The sequence below is a fragment of the Bacillus sp. FSL R7-0685 genome (assembly GCF_038002425.1).
GTDB classification, from domain to species: Bacteria; Bacillota; Bacilli; order Bacillales; family Bacillaceae; genus Bacillus; species Bacillus subtilis.
In genome coordinates this window covers 1,258,397-1,273,569 of record NZ_JBBOCN010000001.1, presented here as the reverse complement: position 1 = coordinate 1,273,569, position 15,173 = coordinate 1,258,397, and the positions used below count along the sequence as shown (strand labels likewise).

Annotated in this window: 16 protein-coding genes and 1 pseudogene; 10 read left to right on the top strand and 7 right to left on the bottom strand. The window is 41.5% G+C overall.

Features of this window, described 5'->3' with window-relative positions:
- Nucleotides 1-45 precede the first annotated feature (45 nt).
- Both MKY50_RS06740 and MKY50_RS06735 read left to right on the top strand, forming a co-directional pair.
- The gene (locus MKY50_RS06740) at nucleotides 46-621 is read left to right on the top strand and encodes a YjgB family protein (RefSeq protein WP_167408065.1); all 576 of its coding nucleotides are present in this window, start codon (nucleotides 46-48) and stop codon (nucleotides 619-621) included.
- Nucleotides 622-721: 100 nt separating this feature from the next.
- Nucleotides 722-1,120 (top strand): ribosomal maturation YjgA family protein, encoded by a 399-nt coding sequence (locus MKY50_RS06735; protein WP_017697549.1) that lies wholly within the window; start codon nucleotides 722-724, stop codon nucleotides 1,118-1,120.
- An 8-nt stretch (nucleotides 1,121-1,128) separates the two neighbouring features.
- On the opposite strand, the pseudogene MKY50_RS06730 reads toward MKY50_RS06735, so the two are convergent.
- Nucleotides 1,129-2,029 (bottom strand): annotated as a pseudogene (locus tag MKY50_RS06730) (DUF2268 domain-containing protein).
- Between the two features lie 126 nt (nucleotides 2,030-2,155).
- On the opposite strand from MKY50_RS06730, the gene MKY50_RS06725 reads away from it, so the two are divergent.
- Complete coding sequence (locus tag MKY50_RS06725; protein WP_014476499.1) at nucleotides 2,156-2,323, top strand: YjfB family protein; 168 nt, start codon at nucleotides 2,156-2,158, stop codon at nucleotides 2,321-2,323.
- 124 nt (nucleotides 2,324-2,447) lie between these two features.
- Entirely contained in the window at nucleotides 2,448-2,921 is a 474-nt protein-coding gene (locus MKY50_RS06720; RefSeq protein WP_003244679.1) for a YjfA family protein, read from the top strand.
- A 39-nt stretch (nucleotides 2,922-2,960) separates the two neighbouring features.
- On the opposite strand, the gene pdaC is transcribed toward MKY50_RS06720, so the two are convergent.
- Nucleotides 2,961-4,364: a peptidoglycan-N-acetylmuramic acid deacetylase PdaC gene (gene pdaC / locus MKY50_RS06715; protein ID WP_003245023.1), complete on the bottom strand. Its 1,404-nt coding sequence runs from the start codon at nucleotides 4,362-4,364 to the stop codon at nucleotides 2,961-2,963.
- Nucleotides 4,365-4,617: 253 nt separating this feature from the next.
- On the opposite strand from pdaC, the gene cotT reads away from it, so the two are divergent.
- The 4 genes from cotT (at nucleotide 4,618) to MKY50_RS06695 (ending at nucleotide 7,253) form a co-directional block, all read left to right on the top strand.
- A complete protein-coding gene (gene cotT, locus MKY50_RS06710) occupies nucleotides 4,618-4,866 on the top strand; it encodes a spore coat protein CotT (RefSeq protein ID WP_003245601.1) in 249 nt (82 codons plus the stop codon).
- 122 nt (nucleotides 4,867-4,988) lie between these two features.
- Entirely contained in the window at nucleotides 4,989-5,978 is a 990-nt protein-coding gene (gene cyoE / locus MKY50_RS06705) for a heme o synthase (protein WP_010886488.1), read from the top strand.
- A gap of 619 nt (nucleotides 5,979-6,597) precedes the next feature.
- On the top strand, nucleotides 6,598-6,927 hold the full coding sequence (locus MKY50_RS06700; RefSeq protein WP_003232822.1) for a YjdJ family protein: 330 nt from the start codon (nucleotides 6,598-6,600) through the stop codon (nucleotides 6,925-6,927).
- A gap of 131 nt (nucleotides 6,928-7,058) precedes the next feature.
- Nucleotides 7,059-7,253 carry a DUF4177 domain-containing protein gene (locus MKY50_RS06695; RefSeq protein WP_119899266.1) on the top strand — a complete coding sequence of 65 codons (195 nt, stop codon included), beginning with the start codon at nucleotides 7,059-7,061 and terminating at the stop codon, nucleotides 7,251-7,253.
- Nucleotides 7,254-7,292: 39 nt separating this feature from the next.
- On the opposite strand, the gene ybaK is transcribed toward MKY50_RS06695, so the two are convergent.
- On the bottom strand, nucleotides 7,293-7,772 hold the full coding sequence (gene ybaK / locus MKY50_RS06690) for a Cys-tRNA(Pro) deacylase (protein WP_341116356.1): 480 nt from the start codon (nucleotides 7,770-7,772) through the stop codon (nucleotides 7,293-7,295).
- A 228-nt stretch (nucleotides 7,773-8,000) separates the two neighbouring features.
- Here ybaK and MKY50_RS06685 point away from each other — a divergent pair, with 228 nt between their 5' ends.
- Nucleotides 8,001-8,396 carry a hypothetical protein gene (locus MKY50_RS06685; protein ID WP_009967031.1) on the top strand — a complete coding sequence of 132 codons (396 nt, stop codon included), beginning with the start codon at nucleotides 8,001-8,003 and terminating at the stop codon, nucleotides 8,394-8,396.
- A 218-nt stretch (nucleotides 8,397-8,614) separates the two neighbouring features.
- Nucleotides 8,615-9,121: a GNAT family N-acetyltransferase gene (locus MKY50_RS06680; RefSeq protein ID WP_106073829.1), complete on the top strand. Its 507-nt coding sequence runs from the start codon at nucleotides 8,615-8,617 to the stop codon at nucleotides 9,119-9,121.
- 45 nt (nucleotides 9,122-9,166) lie between these two features.
- Here MKY50_RS06680 and MKY50_RS06675 read toward each other — a convergent pair whose 3' ends face one another.
- The 4 genes from MKY50_RS06675 to manR all read right to left on the bottom strand — a co-directional run bounded on the left by MKY50_RS06675 (nucleotide 9,167) and on the right by manR (nucleotide 14,826).
- Nucleotides 9,167-9,649 carry a YjdF family protein gene (locus MKY50_RS06675; RefSeq protein ID WP_212059233.1) on the bottom strand — a complete coding sequence of 161 codons (483 nt, stop codon included), beginning with the start codon at nucleotides 9,647-9,649 and terminating at the stop codon, nucleotides 9,167-9,169.
- Nucleotides 9,650-9,818: 169 nt separating this feature from the next.
- Nucleotides 9,819-10,766 (bottom strand): mannose-6-phosphate isomerase, class I, encoded by a 948-nt coding sequence (gene manA / locus MKY50_RS06670; RefSeq protein WP_341116355.1) that lies wholly within the window; start codon nucleotides 10,764-10,766, stop codon nucleotides 9,819-9,821.
- Nucleotides 10,767-10,780: 14 nt separating this feature from the next.
- Nucleotides 10,781-12,733, bottom strand: a complete 1,953-nt coding sequence (gene manP / locus MKY50_RS06665) for a PTS mannose transporter subunit IIABC (RefSeq protein ID WP_341116354.1) — start codon at nucleotides 12,731-12,733, stop codon at nucleotides 10,781-10,783.
- A 146-nt stretch (nucleotides 12,734-12,879) separates the two neighbouring features.
- The gene (gene manR, locus MKY50_RS06660) at nucleotides 12,880-14,826 is read right to left on the bottom strand and encodes a mannose transport/utilization transcriptional regulator ManR (protein WP_341116353.1); all 1,947 of its coding nucleotides are present in this window, start codon (nucleotides 14,824-14,826) and stop codon (nucleotides 12,880-12,882) included.
- Between the last annotated feature and the right edge of the window lie 347 nt (nucleotides 14,827-15,173).

The window sequence follows — 15,173 nt, the reverse complement described above, 5'->3', positions numbered from 1 at the left end:
CTAACACCGGGAAACGGAATGGTAGATCAATTAGGAGGGATTAACATGAAAAAGACAATGTCTGCTATAACCGCGGCAGCAGCAGTAACAAGCTGTTTTACCGGCTTTGGGGCTGCGTCCTTTTCAGCACCGGCAAAGGCCGCAGCTCAAACAAACACACTCTCAGAAAACACGAATCAATCAGCCGCCGAGCTCGTCAAAAACCTCTATAACACCGCCTATAAAGGGGAAATGCCTCAGCAGGCGCAAGGCCTTACCATTAACAAAAGCACAAAAGGGGATGTCCACGCTGCGTTTGGGGAACCGGAAAGACCAGTCGGGGGAGACAATCGATTTGATTTATATCACTGGAATATGGGACAGCCGGGCTACGGATTTTCCTATCATAAAGACATGACAATTTCAGAAATCCGCTACTTTGGAACCGGTGTGGAACGTCAGCTGAATTTAGGCGGAGTTACGCCGGAAGTGCTGCAGAAGCAATTAGGACCAGCAAATCGGGTGTTAACCGTCCCGTTTACCGATGAAATCGATTATGTATATGATACAGGCCGCTATGAACTCCATTTTGTAATAGACACGGATCAGACAGCCGACCATGTAAACCTAAAAGCAAAATAAACACCCTACGCGGCTATTCAGCCGCTTTTTTAGTGGACAAATAAAAGCTATATTCCTTACAATACAGGGAGATGAAAAAGAGACGGGGTATCAATTCGCAATGAAGCGAAATCGTTGGATATATGCAGTTTTCACCGTACTGATCATTGGGCTGGGGCTTGGATCCAGAGCATTCTCCAGTGTTCTTCCTGATACTCTCAATACTTATCTGGGAGACTCGTTGTGGGCCGCCATGATCTTTACGGGATGCGGATTTCTATTTCGGAAGCTGAAGACAATGATAACGGGCATTATCAGTCTTTCTTTCTGTTTTGTCATTGAATTCAGCCAGCTCTATCATGCCGAATGGATCGACCAGATTAGGGATACTTCTCTTGGCGGGCTTGTACTGGGGTACGGTTTTTTATGGAGCGATATCGAAGCATATACAATCGGAATTGCCGCCTGTGCCGCCATAGAACTGCTGGTTTTGGGAATCAAAAAGCGCCGCTGTATGTGACGCTTTTTTCATGTAGAAAACAGCCCGCATTGAGAAAGAATGGTCTTCGCATCCAAACGTGTGGCCTCGCTTATCGTGATATGATGTTGATTCATAAATGACTGAACGGCATGATAGCCAACTGCATAACCCGCAAAAGCCGATAAATCTGCAGGCTTAAAGCCTTGGTCGTTAGCAAATGGATCACCAAAACATATAACGGCTGACTTCCGAAAATCCTTTCACATCCAGCACCTCATTAATCACATCAATGGAATATTGCAAGTCTTCATGATCAAAACGAGTTACCCAAGGGCCCAATCGTTCCGTACCAAACAGCTCTCTGGCGAATGATTCCGCCAATCCTTCAATCACAAGATAATCCCCGACACTTACAGAGCCATGATGAAAATCTATATACGAAAACCGCACATTATGATGAAACTCATGAGCAATAATGGAAGGAATCCTTGGCAGGTTATAACTGTTCGGATTAATCCATACATGAATAAAGCCCGGTATCCCGCCAAACCCGCAGTAGCCTTTTTGCAGCTGAAGCTTATTTGGATCAGCGATATAAAGGCCGAATTTGATCTCCTTTGCATTCACCCGCAGCTGTTCGCGCTCAGCAAAAAATATGCATTGCCGAAGTGCAGATTCAGCTGTCTCTGAAACATGTGATTCTTTCAGTATTTGTAGTGCTTTCTGGCCGCTTTCAGCATCACGGACATCCAAATAGCCCAGCATTTTCGCAGCCATGATCACATCATAGCCGTTTGGCTCCTTCGCTTTCAGCGGAACTTGGATGGCGGTCCACATCTTTTCAAACGGCCTCATCATCGTATACCGAAATACATCTTCTCTTTTCTGTTCTTCCATTGAAAACAGCTTTTCGTATTGCTCAAAGGTCTTTTCCATTACTAGATTCATCCTGATTCCCTCCTTGTCAAAAACATACGATATGCCGCAGCGTAAGGGTCAACAAGAGAAATTAAGCCATTTTTCACTGTAAAATCATACAAACCCGCCGATAGGTAAGGCATAGGAGGTGGAACCATGGATATTCCTGCTTTATCGGTTGCGATGCATCAAGCATCCCTTGCCCAGAATGTAAATATTGCTTTAACGAAAAAAATGCTGGACACCGCCCAGCAAAATGCCGATCAAACCTTAAAGATGATTCAACATCCAACTCTCGGACAAACCATTGATGTAAAAGCATAACCTCATACCAGAGGCGGCCAAGAACTCCATCCTCCCGGCCGCCTTTATTGTTCACAAAAAAGCATGCATGTTTTGATTGTTCCTCCATATGATTTATTGTTTGCCATATTAAGGAGGTCATAAATTGAAAAGACTGTTTATGAAGGCTTCATTGGTGTTATTCGCAGTAGTATTTGTTTTTGCCGTCAAAGGTGCACCCGCCAAGGCGGAAACCCATGCCTACGATGGAAAAAGCCCTTATTACAATGATTGTGCGTCCAGCGGCTCTACAAAAAAATCCTCAAACTTAGTGAATGCCAGCAATCAAGTCATCGGAGTAGTCGAGCTTAAATTCAGCAGTACATGTAAAACGGCTTGGGCAAAAATCACGATGAATAATACATTGACGTCTGGCTATGAAGCAAATGCGGAGATTACCCGGAACACAGACGGAAAAAGATATAATTGTGATTCTGCAGGCGGCAATGGAAAAGCGGTGGCCGGCCAAAAGTCTTGCTATACACCGATGGTATATGATTTAGATCCAAGGACTTCTTACGCTTTCGGCAAGTATTCAGGACCAAACTTAAATGTTTGGGCCACCACAGGCTCTTATTAAATAGAAAAAAGGCTGTCCGTACGGACAGCCTTTTCTAATTTATTTCGCTTCTCTTTGTTTTTTAACCTCTTCAAGCTGAGAAACTGTCACCAATTGATAGCCTTGATCGGTGAGCTTTTTTATAATTTCATCGGCCGCATCAGCAGAGGTGCGGTAAATATCGTGAATCAAAATGGTTCTTCCATCTCCCGCCTGATTCATGACACGGTCAACAATTGTTTTTTTGTTACGGTCTTTCCAATCTTCCGGGTCAACATCCCATAACGCAACATCCATTTTCATTTGACTCCGCAGTTCATCATTAATGCCGCCGTATGGGGGTCTTACAAGCGTCGGACGATATCCGCTTATTTTTTCAATGATGTCTTGCGTATCATTGATCTGCTTTAACGCTTCTTTCACTGAAAGCCTTGTGAGAAGCGGATGGCTCCATGAATGGTTCCCAACCTCATTTCCTTCTTTCAGCATTCTTATTAGCGTTTCCGGATAATATTGAACTCTGCTCCCCAAAACAAAAAACGTGGCATGACCCTTATATTTCTTCAAGGAGTCTAGAATCTGATTTGTTGTCGCAGGATTCGGGCCGTCGTCGAAAGTAAGCGCAATGACTTTTTGATTTGGATCAACTGTTTCCTCTTTGGGTAAAGAAATCACTTCATGCTTCGGCTTTTGTTCTTTGATTTTATTTTTATTTTTTGCTTTATCAATATATTGTTCTTTCAGAATGTCTTTCAAAAGACTTTTCTTAATGGCAATCGATTGCTCTCCAAGATAGCCTGCTGCAACCTGATATGTGTCAAAGTAAAGTTCGATATAATCCTCCTTGATGGCAAAGCGGCTGAAATTTTCTTTTTTCGGAGCCGTCCCTTCCTTTAACAGTGCATCGTCCGCGGCAATGTCCTTATTCTTTTTCAGCTCGTGATAAGCGATTAACGAAAGCTTATGTAAGTAGTCAGCGTCCTCTTTGAAAATATCATCAATGGAAAGAAACGCTTGTTTACTAAAATCATAGTTAAACGTTTTTTTCACGGTTTGCCCGTGTGCCCCGCCGATGTATTTATATTCATTAAATACAATCGCCACTGTCTGTTTGGCATAATGGACAATTTTATAATCAACATTTAATTCGTTGCGTTTTGTCGTATGCTCTTGGTCAACGTCCTTTGTTTCCTTTTGAAATTGACGAACCTCTTTTTCTGCGAATCTTTTTAATGCCGAATCCATTTTTTCATTTTTGAAAACAGGATAGTTTACCGCGTAATTAAAAGTTTTCCCGTCATTCACAAGCGTTGCGATCTCAACATTCCCATATTGAGAATCAGTTCTTACTTTATTCATGACCGTTTCTTTTTTCAATGAATGATTATGGAAAAAGCCGATAAGGCCCACCACACATACAACTGCTATTAATACATGAAACCATTTGATTCTTTTTGCCAACAACAAAAACTCCTTCTTTCGTAGCCATTTCGATTTACTCTTCATCAGTTGGAACTGTATCTATTTAGAAATGTTTTTGTAACATTGTAGTAACATTTATTTCACATTTGTAATACTATGAGATTTAGAAGTTCATGTCAATCCTTTTTAAGGAATTTCATCATAAAAAAAACCGAATTTCATGAATGTACATACACCCAACTTAAGCATCAGGAATATGGTAAAAGGAATAAAAAAAGCTAGGGAGGTTTTCCTCTTGGATTACCCTTTGAATGAACAGTCATTTGAACAAATTACCCCTTATGATGAAAGACAGCCTTATTATTATCCGCGTCCGAGACCGCCATTTTATCCGCCTTATTATTATCCAAGACCGTATTATCCGTTCTACCCGTTTTATCCGCGCCCGCCTTATTACTACCCGCGCCCGCGACCGCCTTACTACCCTTGGTACGGTTACGGCGGAGGTTATGGCGGAGGATATGGGGGAGGTTACGGTTACTAGTCGCCACATATCAAAATGGGGGCAGTCCAGCTCCCCATTTTTTTGTTTTAAAAATGACAATATCATGACAAATATGGGAAATAATTGTGATTCTGTCCCCCTCTTGTTACGATAACAAAAGCATGCAGTTTTGGGGGAGGCGTCTATTTTTGGAGAATACAAGAGATTCTGCAGCCATATCTGAAACAAAATACATAAAAGCTTCGAACCGGGTAACCATTTACGATTTTATCAAACTTGCAAAGCCGGGCATTATCATATCAAACTCGATAGCAGCCTTCGGCGGGTTTTGGATCGCGTTTGCAAGCGCAGAAAAAACGTTAACCGGCTTGGCTTTTTTGATGACAATGGTAACAGCAATGTTGGGAACCGCGTTTGTGATGGCTTCCGGCACTGTCTATAACAACTATTTTGATCGGCATATGGACGCAAAAATGGCACGCACTCGCAGCAGGGCCTCGGTCACAGGGAAAATGCCGCCAGCCATGATCTTAACATATGGCTCTGTTTTAGGAATCGCAGGTCTTGCCATGCTTTATTCCCTCAATCCATTAACGGCCTTTCTCGGACTGGCCGCCTTTATTTTTTATGCGATCATCTATACGGTATGGGTGAAACGAACGTCTGTGTGGAGCACATTTGTCGGGAGCTTCCCAGGAGCTGCGCCGCCATTGATGGGGTATTGTGCCGTAACCGGTGACTTCAGTATGACAGCAGTGCTGTTGTACACGATTATGTTTCTGTGGCAGCCGCCGCATTTTTGGGCGATTGGGATAAGACGCAAAGAGGAATATCGCGCTGCTGGCGTTCCGCTCTTGCCAGTAGTCAAAGGCAATCATGTAACAAAAATAAAAATGATGCAATATATTGCCGTCCTGGTGCCGGTCACGCTATTATTTCCTTTCTCTCTCGGCACCGGCCATATAAGCCCATTTTATTTCTTAGCCGCCTTGGTTCTCGGAGGCATATGGATCAAAAAAAGCATCAAAGGATTCAAAACAGACGATGACGTGAAGTGGGCAAAGGATATGTTTGTCTACTCGCTTATTTATTTTTGCTTGCTGTTCTTCATCATGATGATCGATTCATTTATGATGTTTCTGATCAGATGATGCAAAAAGAGCCACACATTAATGTGACTCTTTTTTGTTTGGAAAAACAGCATCTAATAGAAATGTCATGGCAAAAAACACAACCATGCAAATCAAAAATCGTATAATCTCACTCAAAATCCAGCTATCAGCTATGCGCATACCATCGGTTTCTCGGAGTGTTGCGCATATTGAAAAAATCATGAGTATGTTTTTTAGGGTTTCTTTGTTCATAAAATACCATCGCTTTCTCGATAGGATGACTTAAAGGCAATGAAATAAGTCATCAAGATATAAAATGTGTCGCATCGTTGCATGTTTTGATTGAAAGAAATCATTGTTTTTTTGCCAGCCAATTGTAAAGCTCAGGCAAACAGATGAAAACCGTTTCTGTGAAAAAGCAGATCTAATCGAATGCTTCTATACTCTCTCCACAAATAAAAAATGCTAAGAAATACATTTGTTTCTCTAATCTATAAACCCGCACTCTTTTTCCATCATCAGGTATTATAAGCCAAAAACAAACAAAAAAATAGACTTGCGTTTGAGTTGTATGGAAGTGAAATTGCAAGAATAACCCATACGGTGGTAATATATTGTTTGATTTTCCCATATTCATAGATTTGGAGGTCATACAAAAGTGAAGGGAATATTTTTAGTTGTTCAGCTTGGATTTTCTATTATGGTATTTCTGTTTTTAGCTGCTGTTAATTGGTATCAAGGAAGCGAGCTTGTTTCAGATCGATTTGATTGGAACTATACTGCTAAACTCTCAAAACTGCTTAATGGAATTGATGCCGTCAGCAGCCCCAAACAAATTTCACAGCTTGATTTTTTCATCTACTCCGCTAAACACTACCCTGTTATGAGTGCGTTAATGATCATCTCCTTCTTATATGTTCTGGCCGCTCTTTTTTTACTTATATACTCAGTCAAATGCAATAAGCAAGAGATTCATTTGGACTGCTGACCCGGTAAAATTCGTTTTTATAGCCCCTTAACTCTTCAAGATGTTCCTGTGTTTAGTGAGGCAGACCTTAACCTAGGTTTTCGGAACTTCTCGCTCCATTTTACGTATACCTTAATAGGAGGGATCAAACGATGAAAGAATATGAATTCGTAAGAGTTGAGCTGAGCACGATGAGAAGAAGGCCTAAAGAAGACTACCAGCAAATCATCCATGATTATGCGAAAAAAGGCTGGAGATTCGTTCAGATTTTTGCTCCCAGTATAGATGGGTATGGGGCAGCTGCTTATTTTGAAATCATATTTGAAAGGGATGCGGAAAAAGCTTAATCGATATGACTAAGCTTTTTCGTTCCCCTATATCTGCATCTATACAATTTCTGCAAATGCGGCATCACATGATCTGGCTAAATCTTGTGGCGCCAACTTTAGCTGCATACCGATTTTCCCTGCACTGACAATAATAAAATCAAGCGTTTCTGCAGATGCATCAATATAGGTCGGGAACAATTTTTTCATGCCAATTGGCGAGCAGCCGCCGCGAAGATAGCCAGTTACCGCTAATAGCTCCTTCATTGCAATCATTTCTATTTTCTTTTCCCCTGTCACCTTTGCTGCCTTTTTTACATCTAACGCTTCTGCAACGGGTACAACAAAGACATAATAATGATTTGTTCCTGCTGCTGCAACCAACGTTTTATATACATATTTCAAAGGATAACCGATTTTTTCCGCCACAGAGATGCCATCTACCGGCTGGCCGTCTGTTTTATACCCTAATACCTCATAAGAGATGTTCTGCTGTTCTATCAGACGAACCGCATTTGTTTTTGCTATTTTTTTCGCCATTGTTTTCACCCGCTATCAAAATGATGTATGTCTAACTTCTTGCAGTAATATGTAAATTCTATCATCCTAACCTGCATTTTCAAGGTTACTAGCATTGAATCAACGAAAGGACAAATTGATTTCCTTGGACGCCTATAGCCCATTATTAGTCTACATGGAACAAAACAGGAATGAACAAATAACTCCCACATACAATTTGTATGAATGGAAAATAAAGGAGTGGTTGCTTTGTATCATTACTTTTATGGCCCTGCGTTAATTCCTTACTTTTCACATACTCATAACCCTCAAAGAAGTCCAGATTTTTCAGAAAGACAGCGAAGAAGAGAAATCACATTGACTGTAGATGGCTTTGTCCCCCCATCTTCCACCGAAGATCTTGGAGACGGCTTTTATTCTTACGCATGGACGAACCAACAGGTCATCAATCCAGGTGAATACTTAGTTTGTCATCTTGAAGGAAGAGATATCAACGTGATAAATGGTGGGTTCACTCCGCGCGATACTGCTCCATTGTATGCGGTAGCAAGCTTTCCAAGACGAAGAAACCAATGGGTCATTATCATTCATAATCCCGTTCAAACCCAAAGAGCCATATCACTTTATTTGATTGCGAAAAGGTAGCACAACATGTTATCAGAAACCCTGCATTCAGGAACAGAAAAACGGGTAGGGACACATTAACATCGGTATTTTCCTACCCGTTTTTGGTCTGGGCAAACTCTCACCTGTCACTCTTTCAATCCCCCTCAATTTTTTCATCTTTCTCTACTACCAAGGTATCAGAGAAAATTGTTATATGTTATCATTATTCCCAGTAAAAAGAAAAGAGGATTAGATATATGGTTCTCCTTGAAACGAATCGATTACGATTACAAACGATTGATATTCCCCTTCTTGACGCCGCGTCTAAACAAGATCATCAGGCTATCAAAGACTTAGGTTATGGAACAAATGGTGAATGGCCAAATTCTGATTTTTTTGAAGCGATACCTTATTTCCGCGAGATTTTAGTCAAAAACAATGGAACAAAAGGATTTGATTCATGGATTATTGTAAAGAAGGACAGTCATGAAATTGTTGGAGGAACTGGATTTTTAGGTGACCCAGACGAAAATGGCATGATTGAAATCGGTTTTGCAACAAATAAAAGTCATCGCCGCAAAGGTTATTGTGTGGAAGCCGCCCAAAAACTAATAAACTGGGCATTAAGCCAAGAAACAGTAAACCGGATCACCGCAAGATGCGAACATGATAATCTAGGCTCACAAAAAACCTTGGAGAAGTTAGGGTTTATATTGGATCATAAATCAGCGGATTATAAACATTGGATATATGTTACAAAGTAGAGTCCTTAATTACAAAAGCAGGCACTGCGCCTGCTTTTGTTTGGATTATTTACCTCTGTGCTTCTTTTTCGCTTTTTGCTTTTTGAGCATATACCTTTGCTCTTTTACATGTTCTCGTTGTTCTTTCATTATTTGTTTTTTCTTTTGCTTTCTTGCTTCAAGCTCTAGCTTTATCGCCTCTTGAGCTTTAGAAGTTACTCCGGCGTTTTTCAACTCTTTTGAAACCTGGCGCTGCAATCTTTTTGGATTGATCTTTTTTTGACGTCTGCCTTGTAAACGAACTCCTTCCTGCTCAGCTTGGGCCAACATATTCAGGAGTTGGTTATGAACAAACTCTAATACTTCAGAATCCCTCGGCTCTTTGCCAAAAAGATGACGAAAGGCTCTTAGCTTTCCATTGTCCACAACTTCAACAACGCCTATCCAAAACTGACCATCGTAGTAAATCGTTAATTTCATAACGATTCCCTCCTCATAAAAGATATTAAAGAATGATGGACATCCCGAGGAGGGGAAGGTTACTGACATTCTCAATCATGCATCCGGACTACCAACCGAATCGTGTTTTTTCATTCTTTACCATATACAGAAAAGAGTGTAACATTTCTTCTCCAACTATTAAACTCTTATTTTATTTAGATCATTGCTGCAGAATAGGCGTCTTCACTCGCAAATTTATTTCTCAAGCCCTGCCATGTTACAGATGGGAGACGATACATTCTGCATATCCTTCGAGTTTAAATTCTCCAAGACCGTAAGGCAGCAACATATGATCTCCTTTTTTGAAAGGATAGACATACTCACCAGAGATCATACGGCCCTCCCCTTCAATCACACTGATAAGAAGGAATGGTTTTTGCTGCTTTAAGCTTGCTGATCCTGATAAGTTCCATTTCCCCACCGAAAAGTAAGCGCATTCAACCAATGTCGTTGTAAGCAAATCCCCAATTTGTTCATGGTGAACTGTATGCCGTTCTGGAATAGACGGGACCTCTATCACTTCGATGCTCTTTTTCAGATGAAGCTCGCGCAGCTTGCCTTCTGCATCTTTTCGGTCATAATCATATAATCTGTAGGTTGTGTCTGAGTTCTGCTGCGTCTCCAAAGCAAGAATTCCTTTTCCAATCGCATGAACAGTACCGCTTGGCACATAGAAAAAATCCCCCGGCTTTACCTTTACACGGCGCAAGAGCTCATCCCATTCTCCACGCTCTATCATGGTAGTTAGTTCTTCCTTTGTTGTTGCATTGTGGCCATAAATAATCTCGGCATCTTTTTGGCAATCAATAATGTACCAGCATTCTGTTTTTCCAAGCTCACCGTTTTCATGTATGTTGGCATATTCATCATTCGGATGCACCTGAACAGATAAGTCCTGGTCAGCATCTAATATTTTTGTAAGCAGAGGGAAACGGTCCCCTTCAAGCTGTCCGAATAAATGTCTGTGATGTTCCCATAATTCGCTGAGCGTGAACCCCTTATACATTCCGTTTTGAACAACGCTTTGACCATTTTGATGCGCGGCAAAAGCCCAGCACTCCCCTGTTCGTTGTGACGGAATGGTATAGCCAAAATCAGCTAAAGCGGTCCCGCCCCAAATTCTTTCTTTGAAAACAGGCTTGAAAAATAACGGTTCAGTCGTCATGAAAATCCCCCGCTTTATTCGATTTCTTCTAGCAGCTTGTAGGCTTCTTCTGTTGTTTGCACAGAGAGCAGCCGCTCCCTATAATTGTCATCCATTAGCTTACGAGATAGCATCTGCAGTATTTTGAGATGCTGGTTTCCCCCGCTCTCTTTCGGTACAGCAATCATAAAGATTAATTTAGCTTCTGATCCATCCAGGCTATTCCAATCAACGCCTGATCGTTTGATCCCAAAGGCAACACTCGGCTCCCTGACCGCCTCAGACTTTCCGTGCGGAATCGCGATATTCATGCCAATCGCCGTTGTTCCCTGTTGTTCACGATTCAAAATGGCTTGTTTAAACCCGCTCTCTGAAAGCAGCGCACCTCTTCGTGACAATTTCTGAATCAATTCATCTATGATGTCATCCCTCGTTTCCCCCGATAAATTTGGTTCAATTAATTCCGGGCTGATAATGTCTGTCAGTTTTTTAAATTCCGACATCTCAGCTTTTTGGCTTTGAATTGGCTGCTTTATTTCATTTGATGCCGCAGCTTCACTTGGCGCGGAGGGCGGTGCAGTTTCACTGAGCACAGGAGACGCCGTAATATCCTTTTTTAGTACATTGACGAACAGAGCAGTGACAAGAGATCCTGCAATCACAGCAATAAAAAACATCAAGACATGATCAACTGCGCCAAGCACTGCAACGATAGGTCCGCCGTGCGCCACTCTGTCTCCCACATTGCCAATCATCGCTATCACAGAACCTGTCATTGAGCCTGCCATAATACTTGGAATGACGCGCAGAGGGTCCTGCGCCGCAAATGGAATCGCTCCTTCAGTAATGCCGAAGAGTCCCATCGTAAATGCCGCTTTCCCCATTTCTCTTTGAGATGCCTCGAATTTTCTTTTTCCTAAAAACGTCGCAATGCCAAGGCCAATCGGGGGGATACAAATGGCGACAGCAATTGGTCCCATAATTTCATAATTTCCTTCTCCAATCATTGCCGATCCAAACAGAAACGCCACCTTATTTACGGGACCGCCCATATCAAATGAGATCATCGCCCCTAAAATCAATGCCAGAAGGATCGAGCTCGACCCTTTCATCCCCGCCAGCCAAACTGTTAAAGAGGCGAAAATTTGAGCTACAGGCGCGCCGATCAAAAACACAAACGCTAAACCTACAATCAGTGATGCAAACACTGGAATAATAATAATTGGCATAATCGGCTGGATGGCTTTTGGAACTTTTAATTTCTTTATCCAAAGTGCAGCATATCCGGCCAAAAACCCGGCAATAATCCCCCCGAGGAATCCGGCGCCGCTTGCGCTGTCATAAAAACTGCCAGTCGCCGCAATATAACCGCCGATCATCCCTGGCACAAGCCCCGGTTTATCAGCGATGCTATAGGCGATATAGCCGGCTAAAATCGGAATCATAAATGAAAATGAAGCACTGCCGATCTGTTCAATCGTTTTCCAGAAGGAATCATCCGGAATAACTAAGCCTTTAGGTGTTTTCTCCCCTCCAAGCGTTAATGCAACCGCTATCAATAATCCGCCGACAACAATGAAAGGAACCATAAATGAAACGCCGTTCATTAAATGACGGTAAATTGGATTTTGTTTCTTCTCCTGATGATTGACGGATTCCGATTTTAAAGCGGAACGATAGACCGGTATATCCCCGTTAAGAGCTTTTTGAATCAATTCTTCCGGTTTGCGGATGCCGTCCTGTACCCCCACAGACAGCAGTTTTTTGCCTATAAACCGGTCTTTGTTTACCGAGCGGTCTGCAGCAATAATGATTGCGTCCGCTTCGCGAATTTCCTCTTCGGTTAGCTTATTTTCGACACCAATTCCCCCCTGGGTCTCAACTTTGATGCTAACGCCCAGTCTGTCAGCAGCTTTTTGCAGATTTTCCGCTGCCATATACGTATGGGCGATTCCATTCGGACAAGATGTAATCGCTAACAGTTTCATAGGAAACCTCCTTTAAAGTGTGAATAATAAGATCTTGTCTCAACTGTATACCGAAATCAGCTCATTAAAATCGTTTTTTTTACCATAGGTTCCGGTAATAAAGGCATTTTTCCCTATAACAAAAAAAGCAAGGAATAATCCCTGCTTTAATAATCCAAATGAGATAAAAATGTCATGACATTGGCTTCTTTCGTCAGCTTCTGGACGAAGGCCGGCTGCTCGCTAAGATATGAAAGCTCGCTAAACAGCTGCTTTGTCATGGTTTGATCCTCGTGTTTGACAGCCAGCATAAAAACGAGCGAAACTTTTTCATTTCCCCATTCAAGCGGCTCCTTTAATGTGGCAATCGCGATTGCTGATTGTTTAATAAATTTAGCGTTTGCATGAGGAATGGCAATGCCTGACCCAATATTTGTCGCCGACATTTTTTCCCTCATCACCGCATGAACCGCATAGTCCTTATCAACATAGTCTTTCTCAAACAAAGCTGTCGCCAGCTGTTCGATTAACTTGTAGCGATGCTCCGCCTCCTGCTGCAAAAAAACCAAAAAAGGAGTCGTATTGTTCAGCATCTGAAACGTTTTTTGTTTTTGGCGGTGTGATTCGCCCAGCTGACGTATAAACGCACTTAATTTCTTCTCTTCGCCAGGCTCTAAAAGCGGGGACACAACAATATGGGGAACCGTTATATTCTCCAGCGCAATGGTGGATATGACAACATCAATATCCTTATGCTTTTTGATATAATCCTTTAAATCGGCCTTTGCAATACAGGCCATTACAGCGATTTGATGACATTTCCGTTCAATTTTTGTCCGCAGCAATTGTGACATCCCAATCCCCATGTGGCAGACGATAATCGCCTTTTTATGTGTCTCGCTGCTGCACTGCATCCGTTCGATCGCTGCCTGAAAATGCAATGTCAAATATGCTGCCTCTTCCTCAGGAATATGAAGATCAAAAGTTTGATTGATATCTTCCAAAACATCAATGATGAGGTGGAACAAATAAGGGTACATCTTTTTGATGTCATTGAGCATAGGATTTGCTACAGAAAGATCGTAGCTCAGCCGTTGCAGCACAGTATTGAGATGAATGTTCAAACCATTGATCAAATCCTGATCCTTATGAAAATCCATCATTTTCAGCTCTGAAACACGATTGATTAAATGCCCTACAACCTTAGGAAGCACAGCATTTTCAAAGTTCTCTTCTGTCTGCAATGGATAACGAACTTTACCGCCCAATATATGTAATGTTAAGTACACGGCTTCTTCTTCAGGGAAGCGGATTGCAAAAACCGGTTCAAGCCGCTGTAAACAAGCAAATGTCCATTGATATTCTTTCTTCTTTTTTACTGCCGCCATTTCTTTTGGGGACAATGAAATCGGCTGCTTCATTTTGATGCGGCGGACCATTAACAATGTATGCAGCAGCAAGCTTTCAAACGTTTCGTCTGTGAAATAGAGGGAATGCTTTTTTTGCAATGATTTGATTTCTTTCGTCACAAAGTCTACTTCATAATGTAAAAACTTACTTTTAATAAATTGGCTGGTAAACGCTGTATTGTGGATCAAATCAGATATTCTTGCCAATGCCTTTCTTTTATTTCTTTCGTTCCCTTCAACCTTTAATCCAAGCCGCTGCCTAGAAACCAGTGTGAGATCAAAACGCTTCAGCCACTCTTCTACTGCGTATAAATCCTTTTTAATGGAAGATCGATTGACAAAATGCCGAGCGGCAATGTCTTTTGCGGAAACAGGCTTTGGATTCATTAATAAGTCATAAGCAATGTGCAGCATTCTTTCTTCATCGCTCCGCTGCCTAGAAGAAAAATGTTCAGTATGTAATTGTTGGCTTAGCCAGGTCCTTTCCTGTTCTTCTATATGTAAATAAACGCCCAACCCTGGTTTTCGAATAAGCTGTGCATGAGAATGCTCATTGAGATAATCCTCGATCACTTTCAAATCATTCCGGATTGTTTTTTCAGAACACTGTACCCTATCTGCGAAATCTTGCACAACTAAATAGTCATCAGGTTCAGATAACAACAGATACAAAATCTCTTTTTGTCTTGTATTTATGTATTCCATCTGTTTTTCTATCCTTCCTGTCAGTGTCTACTTGAGCAAATTGATAGTATAAGTATACTATATAAGAAACCGTTTACATTATAAAATAAAATCATAGAGACAAAAGTTTCGTTTTTTACCGAAGCTTCCGGAAAAAAGGGATTTTTATACTCTTTGAGTTTGCTATGTAATGTATATTCAGCAGAAATTCATAAAAATACTCCAATTCTTCACCTATTTAGAACGAAGATTTTCTAATGTATGAGTACGAAAGTAAGAACATGATGAAGAAAAGTGATTTGGTATCTTCGGAGATAAAGTGCAGGTAACAAAATTCCCACATGCTCAACAAACTAATACCCATCAAA